Origin of the sequence: Thioalkalivibrio sp. AKL17 (assembly GCF_000377885.1) — a bacterium.
GTDB classification, from domain to species: Bacteria; Pseudomonadota; Gammaproteobacteria; order Ectothiorhodospirales; family Ectothiorhodospiraceae; genus Thioalkalivibrio; species Thioalkalivibrio halophilus.
The window spans coordinates 47,509-63,521 of the sequence record NZ_KB898766.1; the positions used below are offsets into that span (position 1 = coordinate 47,509).

The 16,013-nt window shown below is 64.6% G+C and carries 13 protein-coding genes; 8 read left to right on the forward strand and 5 right to left on the reverse strand.

The features are described 5' to 3' along the window. Window positions 1-151 precede the first annotated feature (151 nt). Both D577_RS0106315 and msrA read left to right on the forward strand, forming a co-directional pair. Entirely contained in the window at window positions 152-1,324 is a 1,173-nt protein-coding gene (locus tag D577_RS0106315) for a PQQ-dependent sugar dehydrogenase (protein WP_026288938.1), read from the forward strand. Window positions 1,325-1,337: 13 nt separating this feature from the next. Beyond that, window positions 1,338-1,979 carry a peptide-methionine (S)-S-oxide reductase MsrA gene (msrA, locus tag D577_RS0106320; protein WP_018946686.1) on the forward strand — a complete coding sequence of 214 codons (642 nt, stop codon included), beginning with the start codon at window positions 1,338-1,340 and terminating at the stop codon, window positions 1,977-1,979. Here msrA and D577_RS0106325 read toward each other — a convergent pair. The 4 genes from D577_RS0106325 to D577_RS0106340 form a co-directional block, all read right to left on the reverse strand. Further along, window positions 1,961-4,837, reverse strand: coding sequence for a chemotaxis protein CheB (locus D577_RS0106325; protein ID WP_018946687.1), 2,877 nt, complete (start codon window positions 4,835-4,837; stop codon window positions 1,961-1,963). The two genes, msrA and D577_RS0106325, sit on opposite strands and share 19 nt — an antisense overlap. Continuing rightward, entirely contained in the window at window positions 4,834-7,098 is a 2,265-nt protein-coding gene (locus tag D577_RS13600) for a GGDEF and EAL domain-containing protein (protein ID WP_018946688.1), read from the reverse strand. Before D577_RS13600 ends, D577_RS0106325 begins: the two co-directional genes overlap by 4 nt. A 196-nt stretch (window positions 7,099-7,294) precedes the next feature. After that, a complete protein-coding gene (locus D577_RS0106335; RefSeq protein ID WP_018946689.1) occupies window positions 7,295-8,074 on the reverse strand; it encodes a gamma-glutamyl-gamma-aminobutyrate hydrolase family protein in 780 nt (259 codons plus the stop codon). 16 nt (window positions 8,075-8,090) lie between these two features. Beyond that, a complete protein-coding gene (locus D577_RS0106340; RefSeq protein ID WP_018946690.1) occupies window positions 8,091-9,086 on the reverse strand; it encodes an amidoligase family protein in 996 nt (331 codons plus the stop codon). 144 nt (window positions 9,087-9,230) lie between these two features. On the opposite strand from D577_RS0106340, the gene folB reads away from it, so the two are divergent. The 5 genes from folB (at window position 9,231) to D577_RS13605 (ending at window position 13,775) form a co-directional block, all read left to right on the forward strand. Continuing rightward, window positions 9,231-9,593 (forward strand): dihydroneopterin aldolase, encoded by a 363-nt coding sequence (folB, locus tag D577_RS0106345; protein WP_018869194.1) that lies wholly within the window; start codon window positions 9,231-9,233, stop codon window positions 9,591-9,593. 308 nt (window positions 9,594-9,901) lie between these two features. Continuing rightward, window positions 9,902-10,624, forward strand: a complete 723-nt coding sequence (locus D577_RS0106350; RefSeq protein ID WP_018946692.1) for a TorF family putative porin — start codon at window positions 9,902-9,904, stop codon at window positions 10,622-10,624. Between the two features lie 73 nt (window positions 10,625-10,697). Next, window positions 10,698-11,036, forward strand: a complete 339-nt coding sequence (glnK, locus tag D577_RS0106355) for a P-II family nitrogen regulator (protein ID WP_018869196.1) — start codon at window positions 10,698-10,700, stop codon at window positions 11,034-11,036. Window positions 11,037-11,075: 39 nt separating this feature from the next. Further along, window positions 11,076-12,326 (forward strand): ammonium transporter, encoded by a 1,251-nt coding sequence (locus tag D577_RS0106360; RefSeq protein ID WP_018946693.1) that lies wholly within the window; start codon window positions 11,076-11,078, stop codon window positions 12,324-12,326. Between the two features lie 375 nt (window positions 12,327-12,701). Then, window positions 12,702-13,775, forward strand: coding sequence for an ABC transporter substrate-binding protein (locus D577_RS13605; protein ID WP_038036096.1), 1,074 nt, complete (start codon window positions 12,702-12,704; stop codon window positions 13,773-13,775). A gap of 7 nt (window positions 13,776-13,782) precedes the next feature. On the opposite strand, the gene D577_RS0106370 is transcribed toward D577_RS13605, so the two are convergent. Then, complete coding sequence (locus D577_RS0106370) at window positions 13,783-14,400, reverse strand: TetR/AcrR family transcriptional regulator (RefSeq protein WP_081618818.1); 618 nt, start codon at window positions 14,398-14,400, stop codon at window positions 13,783-13,785. Between the two features lie 354 nt (window positions 14,401-14,754). On the opposite strand from D577_RS0106370, the gene D577_RS0106380 reads away from it, so the two are divergent. Next, the gene (locus tag D577_RS0106380) at window positions 14,755-16,002 is read left to right on the forward strand and encodes an NAD(P)/FAD-dependent oxidoreductase (protein ID WP_038036134.1); all 1,248 of its coding nucleotides are present in this window, start codon (window positions 14,755-14,757) and stop codon (window positions 16,000-16,002) included. Window positions 16,003-16,013: the final 11 nt, after the last annotated feature.

Consider the following 16,013-nt stretch of genomic DNA (forward strand, 5'->3'; position numbering starts at 1 on the left):
ACGATACGCCGTGGCTGCTGCGCACCCACCTCGGGATGTGGGGCACCTGGTACGAATACGCGCGCGGAGCCGTGAACGGGGTACGGGCACACGCCGGAACCCGGAAGGCACGGTTCCGGACCAAAGAAGAAGGATTGACGGGAGGAGCATCATGATGAAACCGGTTCACGTTGTGCGTCGCAGTCTGGCCGCGCTGGCCGCCGGGAGTTTTCTCGTCGCGGGATGTTCCGGAGCCTCGGCGCCGTCGCCCGAGGCGGTGGAGGCGTCGGCCGACGGGCTGTCGGTGGAGATTCTGCACGAGGGGCTCAATCACCCATGGGCCATTGCCTTTCTGCCCGATGGCTCGGCGCTGATCAGCGAGCGCCCGGGCGCGCTGCGGCATTTCCCGGCCGGCGACCACGGCCCGGATTTTTCCGGCCGGGGTGAACTGGTGCCGGGGCTGCCGGATGACCTGCGGGCGCGCAACCAGGGCGGGTTGCTGGATCTGGCCCTGCATCCGGAATTCGCCGACAACCGCTGGCTGTACTTCACCTATGCGGCCAGCGTGGACGGCGGGCTGACCACGCGTCTGGCGCGCGGGCGTCTCGAGGACGGGGCCCTGAGCGACGTCGAGACCCTGTTCACCGCCGAGCCGGGCGTGCGGGGCGGGCGCCATTTCGGCAGCCGCATCGTGTTCGACGACGACACTCACGTGTTCATCAGCGTCGGCGACCGCGGGGACCGCCACCAGGCGCAGGATCCGTCCAACCACATCGGTACCATCATCCGCCTGCACGACGACGGCTCGGTCCCCGCGGACAACCCGTTCGTGGATGACGCCGACCGGCGTGACGAAATCTGGGCGTATGGCGTGCGCAACTCGCAGGGCATGGTGATGGACCCCGAGACCGACACCCTGTGGGAGAACCAGCACGGGCCGCAAGGGGGTGACGAGGTCAATATCATCGAGCCCGGCAACAACTACGGCTGGCCGGTCATCACCTACGGCGAGGAATACGGCGGCGGTCAGATCGGCGAGGGGATCACCGAGAAGGAGGGGATGGTGTCCCCGCTGCATCACTGGACGCCGTCGATCGCGCCTTCGGGCATGGCGATCATCCGCGATCCGGCCTTCGCCGACCGGGACGGCGACTTGCTGGCCGGTGGCCTCGCCCACCGGACCCTGCGGCGCCTGACCTTCGAGGACCGGGAACTGGTCGACGAGGTCGAGGTCCTGCCGGATCTGGACCGCCGAGTGCGCGACGTGCGGGTGCACGACGGGGCCATCTGGGTGCTGACCGACCACAATCCGGGCGAGCTGCTGAGGCTGACCCCGGCTGACTGAGCAGGAGAACATGATGTTTCGAGACTGGATGCAGCCGCAGATGGTCGATCCTGAACGCGCCCTGCCGGGGCGGGCGGAGGCCAGGCCGGTCCCGGAGCGTCATGCGGTGCTGGGAACGCCCCTGGCCCCGCCGTACCCCGACGGGATGGAGGTCATCCATTTCGGTATGGGGTGTTTCTGGGGCGCCGAGCGACTGTTCTGGCAGCTCGACGGGGTGTATTCCTCCAGCGTGGGCTACGGGGCCGGCTACACGCCCAATCCAGCCTATCGCGAGGTCTGCAGCGAGCAGACCGGGCACGCGGAGCTGGTGCGGGTGGTGTTCGACCCGCGCCGGGTCTCGCTGGAGGGGCTTTTTCGGACCTTCTGGGAAGGCCACGATCCGACCCAGGGGATGCGTCAGGGCAATGACGTCGGGACCCAGTATCGTTCCGGTATCTACACCGTGGACCCGGCGCATTACGAGGCCGCGCTGGCCAGCCGCGAGCGTTTCAACGCCGCGCTGCAGGCGGCGGGGCTGGGTCCGGTCACCACCGAGATCCGCGAGCTGGAGGCGTATTACTTCGCCGAGGACTATCACCAGCAGTATCTGGCGAAGGTTCCGGACGGCTATTGCGGCCTGGGTGGCCTGCGCGTCGCCTATCCGTCCCCGGTCTGAGCGCGCTCGCGCATGTCGCGCAGCACGATGCGCGCACCGGTGACGCGACCTTCGACCATCTCGGGTACCCCGCTGGCCTCGGCGGGGATTTCCGTGCCGTCCGGGATCCGCAGCCGGATGCGGCCTTCACTGAGGGGGGCCCCCTTCAGGAGTGACTCCAGGGCCTGGTGGCCGCCTTCATCGTCGGGCGGGGCCGGGATCAGTTCGCGAAGGTCCGGTGATTCCAGGTCCTCAAGGGCGGATCCCAGCCGCTCGTGGGCTGTCCGGTTGAGTTCGCGGATTCGGCCCTGTGGGTCCAGCAGCAGGATGATGTGCGGGGCCTCGTCGAACAGCCGGCGGAAATGCAGCTGGGATGCCTCCAGCGCCCGTTGCGTGTCCTTCAGGTGGGTGACGTCCACCAGGCTCATCACCACCGAGGAGGTGTACTCGGATCCGACCTGATAGGGGTGCATGGTCAGCAGATACCAGCGGCCCCGTCCCAGGTGTACTTCACGTTCCGCCGGCTGCCGCTCGCGCTGCACCTGGCATGCGAGTTCCGGCAGGTCCTGCGGTCCCAGCCGCCGACAGACCTCCGCCAGATGGCCCCCGATGTCGCCGTCGGTGATCTGGCAGACCTCCGTCAGGGCCGGGGTGTAGCGCCGGATTCGCAGCTGGCTGTCGAGGAACAGGGAGGCAATGCCATTGGCCGAAAGGAGGTTGTCGAGATCGTTGTTGAGCTCGTAGAGCTCGCTGATCTTGCTCTGGTATTCGGCGTTGACGGTGTGCAGTTCCTCGTTGACCGACTGCAGCTCCTCGTTGGTGCTCTGCAGCTCTTCGTTCGACGCCTGCAGTTCTTCATTGGATGCCTGGAGTTCTTCGTTGGCGGTTTCCAGCTCCTCCACCGTGGCCTGCAGGTTCTCCCGCGTGAACTGCAGCTCCGCTTCCAGGTCGGCGATGCGCTGCTGGGTCTCCTGGTCAAGGTCGTAGACGACGGCTTCGTCGCTGGAAGAGGCCTGCTGGTGCTGCGGCCGGATGACCACCGCAGCCAGCGGTGTCTGGCCCTTGTGTGTCGGCAGCGGGAGCATGCGCAGCTCCACGACCTGTTTCTCTTCGCGCAGGCGCAGATGAACGTTGCTGTAGCTGGTGCGTTCACCGGTTTTGAACACTTTCTGCAGCCCGGTGGCCAGCGGGGTGGCCAGGTCCGCGGTTGCCAGGCGGGTAATGTCGTGGTGCACGCGGCCCGTGGGCATGTGGAGATAACCCTCGGGGTTGCCGACCACATGGCGCAGTTCCAGGTCCTGGCTGACGACCAGAATCAGGGGCAGGATCTCTTCGCCCAGGGTTTCTACCAGGCGTCCGAGCAGTCGTTCTTCCTCGTGTTCCTGGCGGGCGGCGCGACCGGACGGCCCGGAGGGGGTCGGCCCCGTGCGCATGCCATGTTCGCGCGATTCCTGGTTGGCGGGCAGGCGGCGCTTGCCCCGGGTCCGGAAGATCCGCAGTTTCTGGTCGACGGGTTCGTAGGTATCGGGCGCGTCACCCACGGTCTCGCTGTTGCCGAGGACGAGGACACCGTCCGGGCTCAGGGAGAAGTTGAACAGGTCCAGGACCTTTTTCTGCAGCACGGGCTGCAGATAGATCAGCAGATTGCGGCATGACACCAGCTGGATGTTGGTGAACGGGGGGTCCCGCAACAGGTCGTGCGGGGCGAACACCACCATCTCGCGGATCCGGCGGGCAATCTGGAACTGCTCGTCCTGGCGCTGGAAGTACTTGGCCAGCAGATCCGGGGGCAGATCGGCGACGATGCTCTCCGGATAGATCCCGCTGCCGGCGTTCTGCACGGCATTGCGGTCCACGTCGGTCGCGAAGATCTTGACGTCCACGGTGAGGCCGAGGCGGTCCATGACCTCGCGGGTGATGATGGCCAGGCTATACGCCTCCTCGCCGGTGGAACAGCCGGCCACCCAGAAGCGCAGGCCGTTTTTGCCACTGTTCTCGATCAGCCCCGGCAGCACCGATTGCTCCAGATACTCCCAGACCTCGCGGTCGCGGAAAAAGCTGGTGACACCGATCAGGAGTTCACGCCGCAGGGTGTTGACCTCATCGCGATGGCGCTCGAGATAGCGGGCATAGTCCCGCAGTTCGCCGATTTCGTTGACGGTCATCCGGCGCTCGATGCGGCGCACAACGGTGCTGGATTTGTAGAAGGTGAAGTCGATGCTGGAATCCTCGCGCAGCAGCGCGAAGATCCGGGTGAGGGCATCCTCGTCGGTGACGATGACACCGGGGCCCTCGGCCTTGGCGGAATGCGGATGCTGCACGAAAGACTGCAGCAGGCGTGGCATCTCCTCCGGTGGCAGCACGAAGTCCGGGAGGCCAGTGGCCGCGGCGCTGCGCGGCATGCCGTCGAACTTGGCGGAATCGGCGGACTGCGCCATGATCATCCCGCCCTGCTCCTTGATGGCGCGGATGCCGCGGGTGCCGTCGGATCCGGTGCCGGACAGGATGACGGCGATCGCGCGTTCGCCCTGATCTTCCGCGAGGGAACGGAGGAAGACATCGATGGGAAGATTCACGCCACGGCTCGCATCCTGCTCGCTGAGGATCAGCTTGCCGTGGAACAGCGTCAGGTTCTTGCGCGGCGGGATCAGATACACCTGGTTGGCGGCCACGGTTTCGCCGTCTTCGGCACGCTGTACCGGCATCTCCGTGTGCCGCGACAGCAGTTCGGCCATCAGGCTCTTGTAGTCGGGCGACAGGTGCTGAACCACGACGAAGCTCAGGCCGCTGTCGGGCGGCATCTGCTGGAAAAACGCATCCAGGGCTTCCAGCCCGCCTGCGGAGGCGCCGATCCCGACGATGTAATCGGGTGTGCTCACGTGGGATCTCCGCATTGCGAGGGCAAGGATGGCCCGTCCCGGTGGAATTCTTCGCACCAGCGGGCACAGTCGCTGGCAGGGAGCGGGGGAATGTAGACGTACCCCTGAATCAGGTCGCAGCCCTGATCCCGCAGAAGTCCCAGTTGTTCGCAGGTTTCCACGCCCTCGGCGAGGAAGTGCATGTCCAGATGCCGGGCCATGGTCATCACCGTGTTGACGATCGCCAGGTCACAGGTGTCCTCCGGCAGGCCGCGGACAAAGCTGCGGTCCAGCTTGATGATATCGATCGGCATGTGGCGCAGCCTCCCCAGCGACGAATGGCCGGTCCCGAAGTCGTCCAGGGCGACCCGCACCCCCAGGCTGCGCAGATCGTGGAGGGTGGAGATGACGGAGCTCGCATCGTCCCGGAAATGGTCCTCGGTCGCTTCCACGACCACCCGACTCGGTTCTACCCCGGTCTTCGCGAAGGTGTCGCGGAGATCCCCCGCGGTCAGGCCGTGGAGCTGTCGGGGAGAGAAATTCACGGCCAGCCACAGCTCTTCGGCACCGGGGAATGTCCAGTCGCGCAGGGCATTGCAGGCCTGCTCCAGGGTCCAGCGGGCCACTTCCGCACCGAGGCCGAGGTTCTCGAGGATCGGGATGAACTCCAGGGGCGAGATCGAGCCGTCGAAGCCGTCCCAGCGCATCAGGGCCTCCACACCCGCCACGCGTCCCTGCCGGGCATCCACCACCGGCTGGAAGGCGAGGCTCAGTTCGTTGCGTTCCAGAGCGTGCCGGAGCTGGTTCTCGAGCGATACCCGGCGTTCGAGCTGGCGATTCATCTCGGGGGCGAAAAAGGCGTAGCCCTGCCCCCCGCCCTCCTTGGCCTGATACATCGCGATGTCGGCATGCTTGGCGAGTTCGCTGCAGGTCGAGCCGTCCCGCGGGAACAGGGCGATGCCGATGCTTCCCCCGGAGATGACTTCGTTACCGTTAATGTGGAACGGGCGCCGCAGGGCCGCGAGGATGTCGCCGGCCACCCGTCGGGCGGTCTGCATCGCCGTCTCCTCGTCGTCCAGTTCGCACAGCACTACGGTGAACTCGTCGCCGCCCAGCCGCGCGACCGTATCGGAGGGGCGGATGACTTTCTGCAGCCGTTCCGCTGCCTGCTGCAGCAGCTGATCTCCGGCCTGATGACCCAGGGTGTCGTTGAGGGTCTTGAAGCCGTCCAGGTCCAGGTAGAAGACGCCCACCATCCTGCCGTCGCGTTTGGAGCGCATCAGGCCGTGCTTGAGGCGTTCGTGCAGCAGGGTCCGGTTGGGGAGTCCGGTGAGTGCGTCATAGAAAGCAAAGCGTTCGACATCCTGTCCCGTCTGGCCGTGATCACCGATGTCGGAAAAGATCCCGACGTAATGCCGGATGTTCCCGTCCCGGTCGGTGACCGCGTTGATCTTCAGCCACTCCGGGTAGATCTCGCCGTTCTTGCGCCGGTTCCAGACCTCTCCCATCCAGTGGCCTTCCTCCTGGAGCCGGTTCCACATGTGCTCGTAGAAGCTGCGGTCATGGCGCCCCGACGAGAGCAGACCCGGAGTACGGCCGACGACTTCGTCTTCCTGATATCCGGTGACGATGGTGAATGCATGATTGACCCGCTGGATGCGGGCACGGGCGTCGGTCACGATGATGCCTTCGTTGCTTTCCTCGAACACCGTGGCGGCCAGACGCTGATGCTGCTCGGCGCGCTTGCGGGCCGTGACATCCACCATGGCCAGACGGAAACGCAGACCCGCCGGGTCGTGATCCGGGGAAAGGCTGACCTGCACGTGCAGTTCCGATTGCTCGGGCGTGTTGAGTACCAGCTCGAAATCCTCCGGCGGGGTGCCGTGTCCGGCGGCGGCCAGAAGCTGGTGGAACGGCTCGCGGCTGGAGGTGTCGAGAAACCGCCGCAGTGGCTGCTGCAGCAGATGGCTGCGTGGCAGTCCCAGCATGCGCGTCGCGGTGCGATTGACTTCCACCGTTTCCCCGTTGGCATCGAGAACCAGGAATGCCACGGGGGCAAAGTCGAACAGATCCTGATAGCGCTGACTGGCCTGAGCCAGGGCCTGCTGCGTCTGCCGCAGTTCCTCGTTCTGGGCGTGCAGCTCCTCCTGATGCAGTTGAAGTTCTTCCAGCGTTTGCCGGGCATCTTCGCGGGATGCCTCGAGTTCCCGGATGCGCTCCCGGGCCTGCTCCAGGGCTTCCCGAAGCGCCGGTTCCTCTTGCGGTTGTTGCTCTTGGGTCATCGGAGCGTACCCGGATCGCGGACCGTCCGCAGGACGCCAGGATCGTTCCCTGATCGCCACGGGTGGTCCGGGTGGTTGTGCGACGATCGTCGGTCGGATGGATGTTTCACCCGCGCCGGAAAGCCTCCTGAACAGTGCGGTCAAGCTAGATGTTTTCCCCAGAGTTCGCAAGTGATTGTCGGGAGCGGTGTCCCGGTCACTGCACCTCGTGGTGGTCGACGGCGGCGTGGACCACCGCCCGGAACAGGCGCTGGTGGCGGGTCTTCTGCGGCAGGTATTCGGGGTGCCACTGCACGCCGATGCAGAAATCGGGCCCGTCGGCCTCGATGGCCTGGACCACGCGTGAGGGCTCGCGCCCGGCGATGGTCAGGCCCCGTCCGAGGCGGTCGACGGCCTGGCTGTGCAGGGCATTCACGTGCAGTGCGGCATCTCCGAGGATGATGGACAGCCGCGAGTGCGGATCCAGCCGTACCCGCTTCACGGGCAGCAGGCTGCGGGCGTTGGGGGTCTCCACGTAGAAGGCGGCGAGGTCGCGGTGCAGGCTGCCGCCGCGCACCACGTTGATCAGCTGCATCCCGCGGCAGATGCCGAGGATTGGCAGGTGTTCGTCCAGGGCGTGGTGAATCAGGGATTTCTCCAGCCGATCGCGCTCCGGATCCAGCGATGGTCTTTTCGACTGGAACAGCCGGCGCAGCAACCACAGCGCGGGATAGAAGGCGTAGCCGATCAGGCGCTGCGACAGGCGTTGCTCCGCCCGGCGGATGGCAGTGGTGTCAGGGCCCTCGGGCAGGGTTTCGCCATAAAGTTCGGGATCCACGTCGGCCCCGCCACCGACGATCAGGGCGTCGATGCGCCGGTTGCGGCGGGGGCGTCCGGGACGGATGCGCAGGGGGCGGCCGCCGGCCCGCCACACCGCGAGGGCGGTGAACAGCCACGCGGGCGTGCCGCCACGGTCCGGGCCGGTGACGGCGATCACCGGGCGGTGCGGGCGTTCAGAACCAGGCACGCAGCCGCTGCATCCATTCGTCGGCCCAGCGGCCCACCGCCTGGCCCGGGCGTTCCAGGTACTCCTGCGCGAGCCGTTCCAGACGTTCGGGATGAGCGGCCAGCTGTTCCACTTCCACCCAGCCGTTCAGCGGGTGCGCCAGGCTCCAGTTCGGGTCGTCGATGCGGCAGTCCGGCAGGCGGTAGTGCAGGGCGGGACGCGCCTTGATCAGTTCGTGTTCCACCGGTGCCGCCGCAACGCGTTCGGGGTCCAGTTCCGCCAGCACCGGGAGCAGGTCCAGCGGACGGTTGCGCGTGGGGTTGTGCGCCAGATAGGTGTCGATCAGCGATGCACGGTCCGGGGTGAAATCGGGATCGAGGATGTAGCGCACGAAGGCGCCGGGGAACGGCCGGATGTAGGGCGACAGGCGGCGCGACAGGTCGATGGCCCCCGCCTGCGCCAGGATCTCGTACATGAGCACGAAGGCTCGCAGGATGGCCAGCAGCCATTCGGGCTCGCGGCTGTGGATCTCGATGTTCAGCTGCAGCCCGAACGCGTACAGGAACGAGCGTTCGGTGCCCAGCGCGCCTTCCTGTTGCAGCGCGGCACGCACCCGGTCCAGCCGGGGCAGCTGCGCAGGTTCCAGGGGTGGCGCGACGATCTCGTGCGGGACCAGGCGCCCGGCGGCATCGGCCAGCCAGGCCTCCAGTGCTTCCTGGTCGCGGTCTTCCAGGTCGACCCCCAGGCGGGCCAGGTGCTCGCGATAGCCGCGGTCCTTGAGTACGCGGGCGTCCAGCTCCAGCTGGAAATCCCCCGCGTCGCTGTCGCGGACATGCAGCACGAAGGCATGCTCGGCCTCGATGTGCCCGCCGAATTCGTCGATGATGGCGCGGGCCATCGTCTCCAGCGAGACGCCCGCCATTTCGATTTCCACGCCGACCCGGCGCAGGGCCCCCTCGGGGGTCCGGGTCCACGGCAGTGGCTGAAACGAAGTGGTGGACATGCGGCGGCTCTCCTGGCGACGCTGTTCGGTCGGACTGTTCGGGCATGGTAGCGCGTTGCGCCACCATCGCACGCCCCGGTGTACGCGGGCGGGGGCAGGCAGTACGATAAGCCCCTCCGCAACCCTGTGTCCCCGGTGTTCCGCATGGACCGTATCTATCTGCGCGATCTCGAAATCCCCGCCGTGGTCGGCGTCTACGACTGGGAACAGCGCATGCAGCGCCCGCTGCGCTTCGACATCGAGCTGGCGGCGGACACTCGCGTGGCCGCCCACTCCGGCGAGATCGAAGACACGGTTGACTACGAGGCCGTGGCCAACGCGGTGCGGGCCATCGTGACCCGCGAACCCCACATCCTGCTCGAATCCCTCGCCGAGGAGATCGCCGAGACCCTGATGGCGCAGTTCGGTTCGCCGTGGCTGCGCATTACCCTGGGCAAACCGGGCGCGGTGGCCGGGGTGCGCGAGGTGGGCATCACCATCGAACGCGGCTCGCTCGCCACCGACTGAGACCGAGCAGGCCCCGACCGACCGCCAGGACGCTTCCGCGCTTCCTGCTCCTGTTTCCCGCACAGATTTCCCGCACTGCTCCTTCCCGCGCGGCGCCCTTTCCGGTGGCGTCCCCGGCTCGTATTGCCCTCTTTTGGTGCGTCTGCACTTTGTGATTGCACCCGTTCGTGGCAATCACCCGTGGTTTGCCCGCAACAGCGTTGCATAAAACCGGATTTTGCCCCGTTTCACGTTTCTGGCACGCCCCCTGCAAGGAACGGGTGTCGACAAGCAGCGACATCCAGAAAACACGCAGAGGGAGTCAATCAATGAAGAAATTCGCCTATTCCGCCGTCGCCACCGCGATCCTGGCCGTCGGGTCCACCGGGGGTGTCGTCTTTACTTCCAGCGCGGCCGCCGAGGTGTCGGCCAATATCTCGATCGTGTCCGATTATGAACTGCGGGGCTTTTCCGAAACCGATGGCGGCGCCGCTATCCAGGGTGGTTTTGACTGGGAGCATGCCTCCGGGTTTTACCTGGGGACCTGGGCATCCAACGTGGATTTCGGGGAAGACGACGGCACGACCTACGAGCTCGATCTTTACGGTGGGTTTGCCGATTCCTTTGACAACGGCTTCGGGTACGACGTGGGTTACGTGTATTACGCCTACCCCGATGCCGAGTTCGAGGGGGATTCCGTCTCTTACGATTTCGGCGAACTGGTCGGGTCAGTCAGTTATGACATGGACATGATCGGTTTTTACGGCGGTGTTCAGTGGGTGGTGACCGACAGCGCGTCCGAGTCGCTTCTGGAAAGCGACGACGTCTATTTCTACGGCGGCCTGGATGTGCCGTTCGCCGAGGTCTACAGCGCCGGTTTCATGGTCGGACGTCAGACGTACGACGACAGCGACAATGACGATTACACCCACTACTCCGCCAGCCTCGCCCGCGATGCCGGCGAGTTCGGCGAATTCAGCCTGAACCTGGCCTACGCCGATGTCGATGACGAAGACATGCGCGCCTGGGTGGGCTGGTCGAAATCCTTCTGATCGTTGAACCGGAAGCAAAACATCGTTGCGGGTCGTTGCCCCCGGGCAGCGGCTCGCCGGAGAGGAGTCTGACATGAAGATGATTACTGCCGTGATCAAGCCGTTCAAGCTTGATGATGTGCGCGAGGCGATGTCCGAGATCGGTGTGCAGGGCATCACCATGACCGAAGTCAAGGGTTTCGGTCGCCAGCGCGGCCACACCGAACTGTACCGCGGTGCTGAATACGTCGTGGACTTTCTGCCCAAGGTCAAGCTGGAGGTTGCGGTGGATGACAGCCTGGTCGACCAGGTGATCGAAGCCGTTTCGAAGGCCGCGAGCACCGGCAAGATCGGGGACGGAAAGATCTTTGTCTCGCCGGTCGAGCAGGTCCTGCGAATCCGCACGGGTGAAACCGGAACCGAAGCGCTCTGAGCGCCCATCTCGGTCATTATTAGATGAGGTAATCCGAAAATGGATATCGAACAGCAAGTCGTCGAGGTGGCCTACGCCCTTGACACCTTTTACTTCCTGATGGCCGGCGCACTGGTCATGTGGATGGCCGCGGGCTTTACCATGCTCGAGGCCGGCATGGTGCGGACCAAGAGCGTGGCCGAAATCCTCACCAAGAACATCTCCCTTTATTCCATCGCCTCGGTCATGTACATGCTGATCGGCTACAACATCATGTACAGCGACGGGCTCACCTCGTTGATCCCGGGCCTGGGCTTCTTTATCACCGGTGACAACGCCGTGTCCGAGGTGCTGGGCAGCGGTGGCGACATCTACTACTCCGACCGCGCGGACTTCTTCTTCCAGGTGGTGTTCGTGGCCACCGCGATGTCGATTGTTTCCGGGGCGGTTGCCGAACGCATGAAGCTGTGGGCCTTCCTCGCCTTCGCCGTGGTCCTCACCGGCGTGATCTACCCGATCCAGGGCTTCTGGAGCTGGGGCGGCGGCATGCTGGACCAGATCGGCTATCTCGACTACGCCGGTTCGGGCATCGTCCACTTCACCGGTGCCGTGGCCGCGCTGGCGGGCGTCCTGCTGCTGGGGGCGCGCAAGGGCAAGTACGGCAAGGACGGCCAGATCAACGCGATCCCGGGCTCCAGCATGCCGCTGGCGACGCTGGGCGTGCTGATCCTCTGGCTGGGCTGGTTCGGCTTCAACGGCGGTTCCGAGCTCAAGGTGTCCGACGTTGAATCCGCGAATGCCGTGGCGGCCGTGTTCACCAACACCAACCTGGCCGCGGCCGGGGGCGTGATTGCCGCGCTGATCACCACCCGTCTGATGTTCGGCAAGGCCGATCTGACCATGGCCCTGAACGGCGCGGTCGCCGGCCTGGTGTCCATCACCGCCGAACCGCTGATGCCCAGCCCGCTGCTGGCGACCTTCATCGGCGCCGTGGGTGGCGTGATCGTGGTGTTCTCCATCGTCGCCCTGGACAAGGTCAAGATCGATGACCCGGTGGGTGCGATCTCGGCCCACGGCACGGCCGGCATCTGGGGCGTGCTCGCGGTCCTGCTGTCCAACCCGGATGCGACCTTCGTGGCGCAGATCGCGGGTCTGGCGGCGATCTTCATCTTCGTCTTCCTCGCCAGCCTGCTGGTGTGGTTCATCCTCAAGATGGCCATGGGCATCCGCCTGGGCGAAGAGGAAGAAGAGATCGGTGCCGACGTGACCGAGTGCGGCCTCGAGGCCTACCCCGAGTTCACGAACAAGTAACGCGAAACCCATAGCCTGTACGCAGGCTGGACGGGGCCGGGAGGCCGGCCCCGCAACTTGTCTCCTCCGACGCCGACAGCACGGTCTCTCCCAGGACCCGGAAGTTGGCCTTCAGGGCGCCCTCGCGGCGCCCTCTTTTTTGGGGCGATGAACGCGGATCCCGCAGACCTGCCGATCGGAGGGTGCCTGTTCGTTGCGAGTGCGAATACGATCAGTGGCGGGGCAATTCGCACCAGTGTTGATCTTCCTTGTTTGGGGTTGTCTTAATAACCAATTGAAATTGCGGAAAGATTATTTCTGGCATCCCGTTTGCAGGCCAGTTACATGCGAGACAAATCAGTCTCTTTGTGGTGATGGTCAGCGGAGATAGAGCCAATGAAATTCAAAAAGCTTGCAAACCTCGTTTCGCCCGGTCGCGCGGACGCCGCGAATACGGCATTCAGCCCCGATCGCCGTAAGTTCCTTCGAACGGGATGTGCCTGTGGTGCGTTGAGTCTTTCCTCGGCCGGCATGGCATTGCTAGCGACCACCGGAAGTGCCAGGGCCGGGGTTGCGGATGAACTGGTGAAGGCGGGGCACCTGCCCGCGGGGTGTATTTCTCACCTGCTCCTGGCCGCGCAACGGGGGCTCTTCAAGGAGGCCGGGTTGGCCGTGGACATTACCCAGTTCAACGGACCCATGGAGAATCTCCGGGCGCTCGGCGTCGGGGGAGTGGATGTGGCCCACAACCCATGGACAGCGTCCATGGCGGATTATGCCGAGGGCAATGATGGCCTGCGGATTATTGGCGGTAGCGGCATCTCCGGGATCGAGCTGGTGGCACGCGAAGGCTCGGTGACGTCCGTGGAGGAGTTCGTCGAAGCGGCGGGCCAGGGGCTGCGGGTCGGCACGTTGCGGCTGGACACACTGGAGCTGGTTGCCTACGGGACGATGTCGCAGAACGGGCTTTCATACAGTGACTACGAGATGACGTTCTTTAACGGCATGCCGGGGATGGGCGAGGCCCTGATCAACGGCAACGTCGATGTCTGTACCCTTGCACAGCCCTACGCCGAGACCGTGGTCAAGGAGTCGGGCGGCAAATACATCGCCACCAGCAACGATGTCTGGGGCCCGGATGCGGCGGATTGCGTGATTAATGCCACTGCCGATTTCATGGAAGAGCGCCCGGAGGTGGCGACGCGCTACATGGAGGTCCTCAAGGAGGCAGGGGAACAGTTCCATTCCGACTTCGAGTCGGCGCTGGACGACCTGGAGCCTCTGTTCAGCGCGTCACGCGAGGTGCTGGAAGTCGCCCTGAAGCGTCAGCCGCCGGCACCGGTAATGTCGCAGGAATCCGCGGATGGGATCCGCCAGGGCGTCGACTACCTGATCGAACTCGGATATTTCGATTCGAACATCGCGGACGAGGTGATCGATTTGCGTCTGAGTCCGAGCGAGACCGCTTGACTGTGGATCATGCGGTGCCGTGATGTTCGGCGCCGCATGTTTGCCGGACCGGTTGGTGTGACCGGAGCAGGACTTCCGCGATGGCCCTGGTTTCCCGGGCAGCACTCGCTGTCCGGGTCACCATGGCTGTAACGGTTGCGCCATCCACGAGGATGGTCAGCTGTTCGCCAAGTTCCTCGGGCCGCGGAAACCCTTCGTCACGCAATAGCCGGATAATGGCCCGCCTGATCGAATCGCGATGATTCAGCGCCATCCTGCGGTATTCGTCGGCCCGTTTGTCATGTTCCGCAACCGTGTTCACGAAAGGACATCCATAGAATTCCTCGTTGAGGAACCAGTCCTCCAGGATGTCAAACACACCTGCGACACGATCTGCCCCGGTTCCCGGCAAAGCATCCAGCCGGCTCTCGAACCATTCCATCCAGCGATGGCCATCCCGCTCCAGAACCTCCTTGAGGAGATTCTGTTTGGAGCCGAATTGTTCATAAAGCGTCTTTCGCGCGACCCCGGCTTCGGCGAGTAGTCGGTTGAGTCCGGTGCAATTGACGCCGTCGCGGCAGAACAGCCTTGTTGCCGTGTCGAGCAGAATTTCCCTGGGATCTTCATCTCGCGGTCGACGCCCCATGTCGTGTGCACCCCGATGGCTGAGCCTGAGCGCGATCGTAACACGCGATCATCACGCGGGCTTGCCGCTTTTCCGGGGTGGCGCAGCGACCCCGGCGCCCGGTTCGGAATGGGCTCCCGTCAATGCCACATCGGGGTGCAACTGCTCGCTGATGGGGCCCGCCTATGGGGCCTCGGGGTATCGGGTAACCCGTTGTGCGTTTCTTAAGGTTCTGATTCTGCGGTTTGTAAAGGGTTGGCATGCTCTCTGCATCAGTAGCCAGTAGAAAGACCGGTCTCTTTATTATTCACGATACAAGCTTATCGCCCGGTGAGCCGGTCTTTGCCAGGCGAGGAAGCAATGAAGGAGACGGACATGCCGGAACCCAAGCATTACGACACCATCATCGTGGGGGCGCGCGTGGCGGGCAGCTCCCTGGCCATACAGCTTGCGCGTGCGGGTCAGAAAGTGGCCGTGCTCGATCGCACGACGTTCCCGTCGGACACGCTTTCGACCCATGTTGTCTATCCCAATACGCTGAAGCGGATGGACGAACTCGGGGTCCTCGACCGGGTGCTGGAGAATGGTCCGCCCCCCCTGTATACCGCCTGGCATTATGACGGACAGATGGTGGTCGCCCCCCATACGCCAATTGCAGGACGTGACTGGGCGATCTGTGTGCGGCGGATCACCCTCGATTCGATCCTGGTGGATCAGGCCCGGTCTGATGGGGCCGAGGTCTTCGAGGGGTGCCAGGTCACGGGCCTGATCGGTGAAGCGACCGACACCGATACGGTTCGTGGTGTCACCGCGTCCGGCCCCGAGGGTGAATTCACTCTGACGGCCGATGTGGTGGTGGGAGCGGACGGTGCCAACTCGTCGATCGCCCGGCTTGTCGGAGCAGAGAAGTACTCCGTCATGCCCAGCGAGACGATGCAGTACTTTGCTTACTGGAAGAATGCCGACGTTCGCAACACGCAGGACTTCTTCTTTGAGCCCCCCTGGATCGTCACCCACTTTCCTTCCGACAACGATCACCATGTGGTCTCGATCAACGGCCCCAAGAGTGAACGGAAGTCCATCAAGAATCTGGAAGAGTTCTATCTCTCCAAACTGGAATCCGTGCCTGCCTTGTGGGGCAGGCTTTCTCGGGCCGAAAAGGTCAGTCAGGTAAAGGGCACCACCCGTCTGGAAGGTTTCTACCGCCGGTCCACCGGTGCTGGCTGGGCGCTCACCGGCGACGCCGCGCACTTCAAGCATCCGGCGACCGCTCAGGGCATTGGTGACGCCCTGCATGCTGCCGAGGTCCTCGCACCGATGATCTGCAACGGTACCTACCGGGAAGAATACCCGCAGTGGCGACACGAAGCGTCCCGGGAGCTGTACGCGTTCAGCAAGCATCTGGCCGAGGTCCCAACGCATGCCTCCATGGAACTCATGTTCAAGGCCCTGGTGCATGACCCGGATACCGCGCGTCGACTGTTCGACGTCTGGTCTCGTCGGTCGCGCCCGTGGGAGGACGTCATTCCGAATATCCCCGGAATGGAGGCCACTACGGGTACCAGTGTCGAGGACGTCCTGACACCGATCGAGAGCCAAGATGATCTCCGCAAGACCGCCTGATCTTTCCGGCT

Excerpts from the sequence above, each read along its gene's own strand:
- D577_RS0106315 (WP_026288938.1), top strand. The coding sequence starts at position 152 with ATGATGAAACCGGTTCACGTTGTGCGTCGCAGTCTGGCCGCGCTGGCC.
- msrA (WP_018946686.1), top strand. The coding sequence starts at position 1,338 with ATGTTTCGAGACTGGATGCAGCCGCAGATGGTCGATCCTGAACGCGCC.
- D577_RS13600 (WP_018946688.1), bottom strand. The coding sequence starts at position 7,098 with ATGACCCAAGAGCAACAACCGCAAGAGGAACCGGCGCTTCGGGAAGCC.
- D577_RS0106340 (WP_018946690.1), bottom strand. The coding sequence starts at position 9,086 with ATGTCCACCACTTCGTTTCAGCCACTGCCGTGGACCCGGACCCCCGAG.
- folB (WP_018869194.1), top strand. The coding sequence starts at position 9,231 with ATGGACCGTATCTATCTGCGCGATCTCGAAATCCCCGCCGTGGTCGGC.
- D577_RS0106350 (WP_018946692.1), top strand. The coding sequence starts at position 9,902 with ATGAAGAAATTCGCCTATTCCGCCGTCGCCACCGCGATCCTGGCCGTC.
- glnK (WP_018869196.1), top strand. The coding sequence starts at position 10,698 with ATGAAGATGATTACTGCCGTGATCAAGCCGTTCAAGCTTGATGATGTG.
- D577_RS0106360 (WP_018946693.1), top strand. The coding sequence starts at position 11,076 with ATGGATATCGAACAGCAAGTCGTCGAGGTGGCCTACGCCCTTGACACC.
- D577_RS13605 (WP_038036096.1), top strand. The coding sequence starts at position 12,702 with ATGAAATTCAAAAAGCTTGCAAACCTCGTTTCGCCCGGTCGCGCGGAC.
- D577_RS0106370 (WP_081618818.1), bottom strand. The coding sequence starts at position 14,400 with ATGGGGCGTCGACCGCGAGATGAAGATCCCAGGGAAATTCTGCTCGAC.
- D577_RS0106380 (WP_038036134.1), top strand. The coding sequence starts at position 14,755 with ATGCCGGAACCCAAGCATTACGACACCATCATCGTGGGGGCGCGCGTG.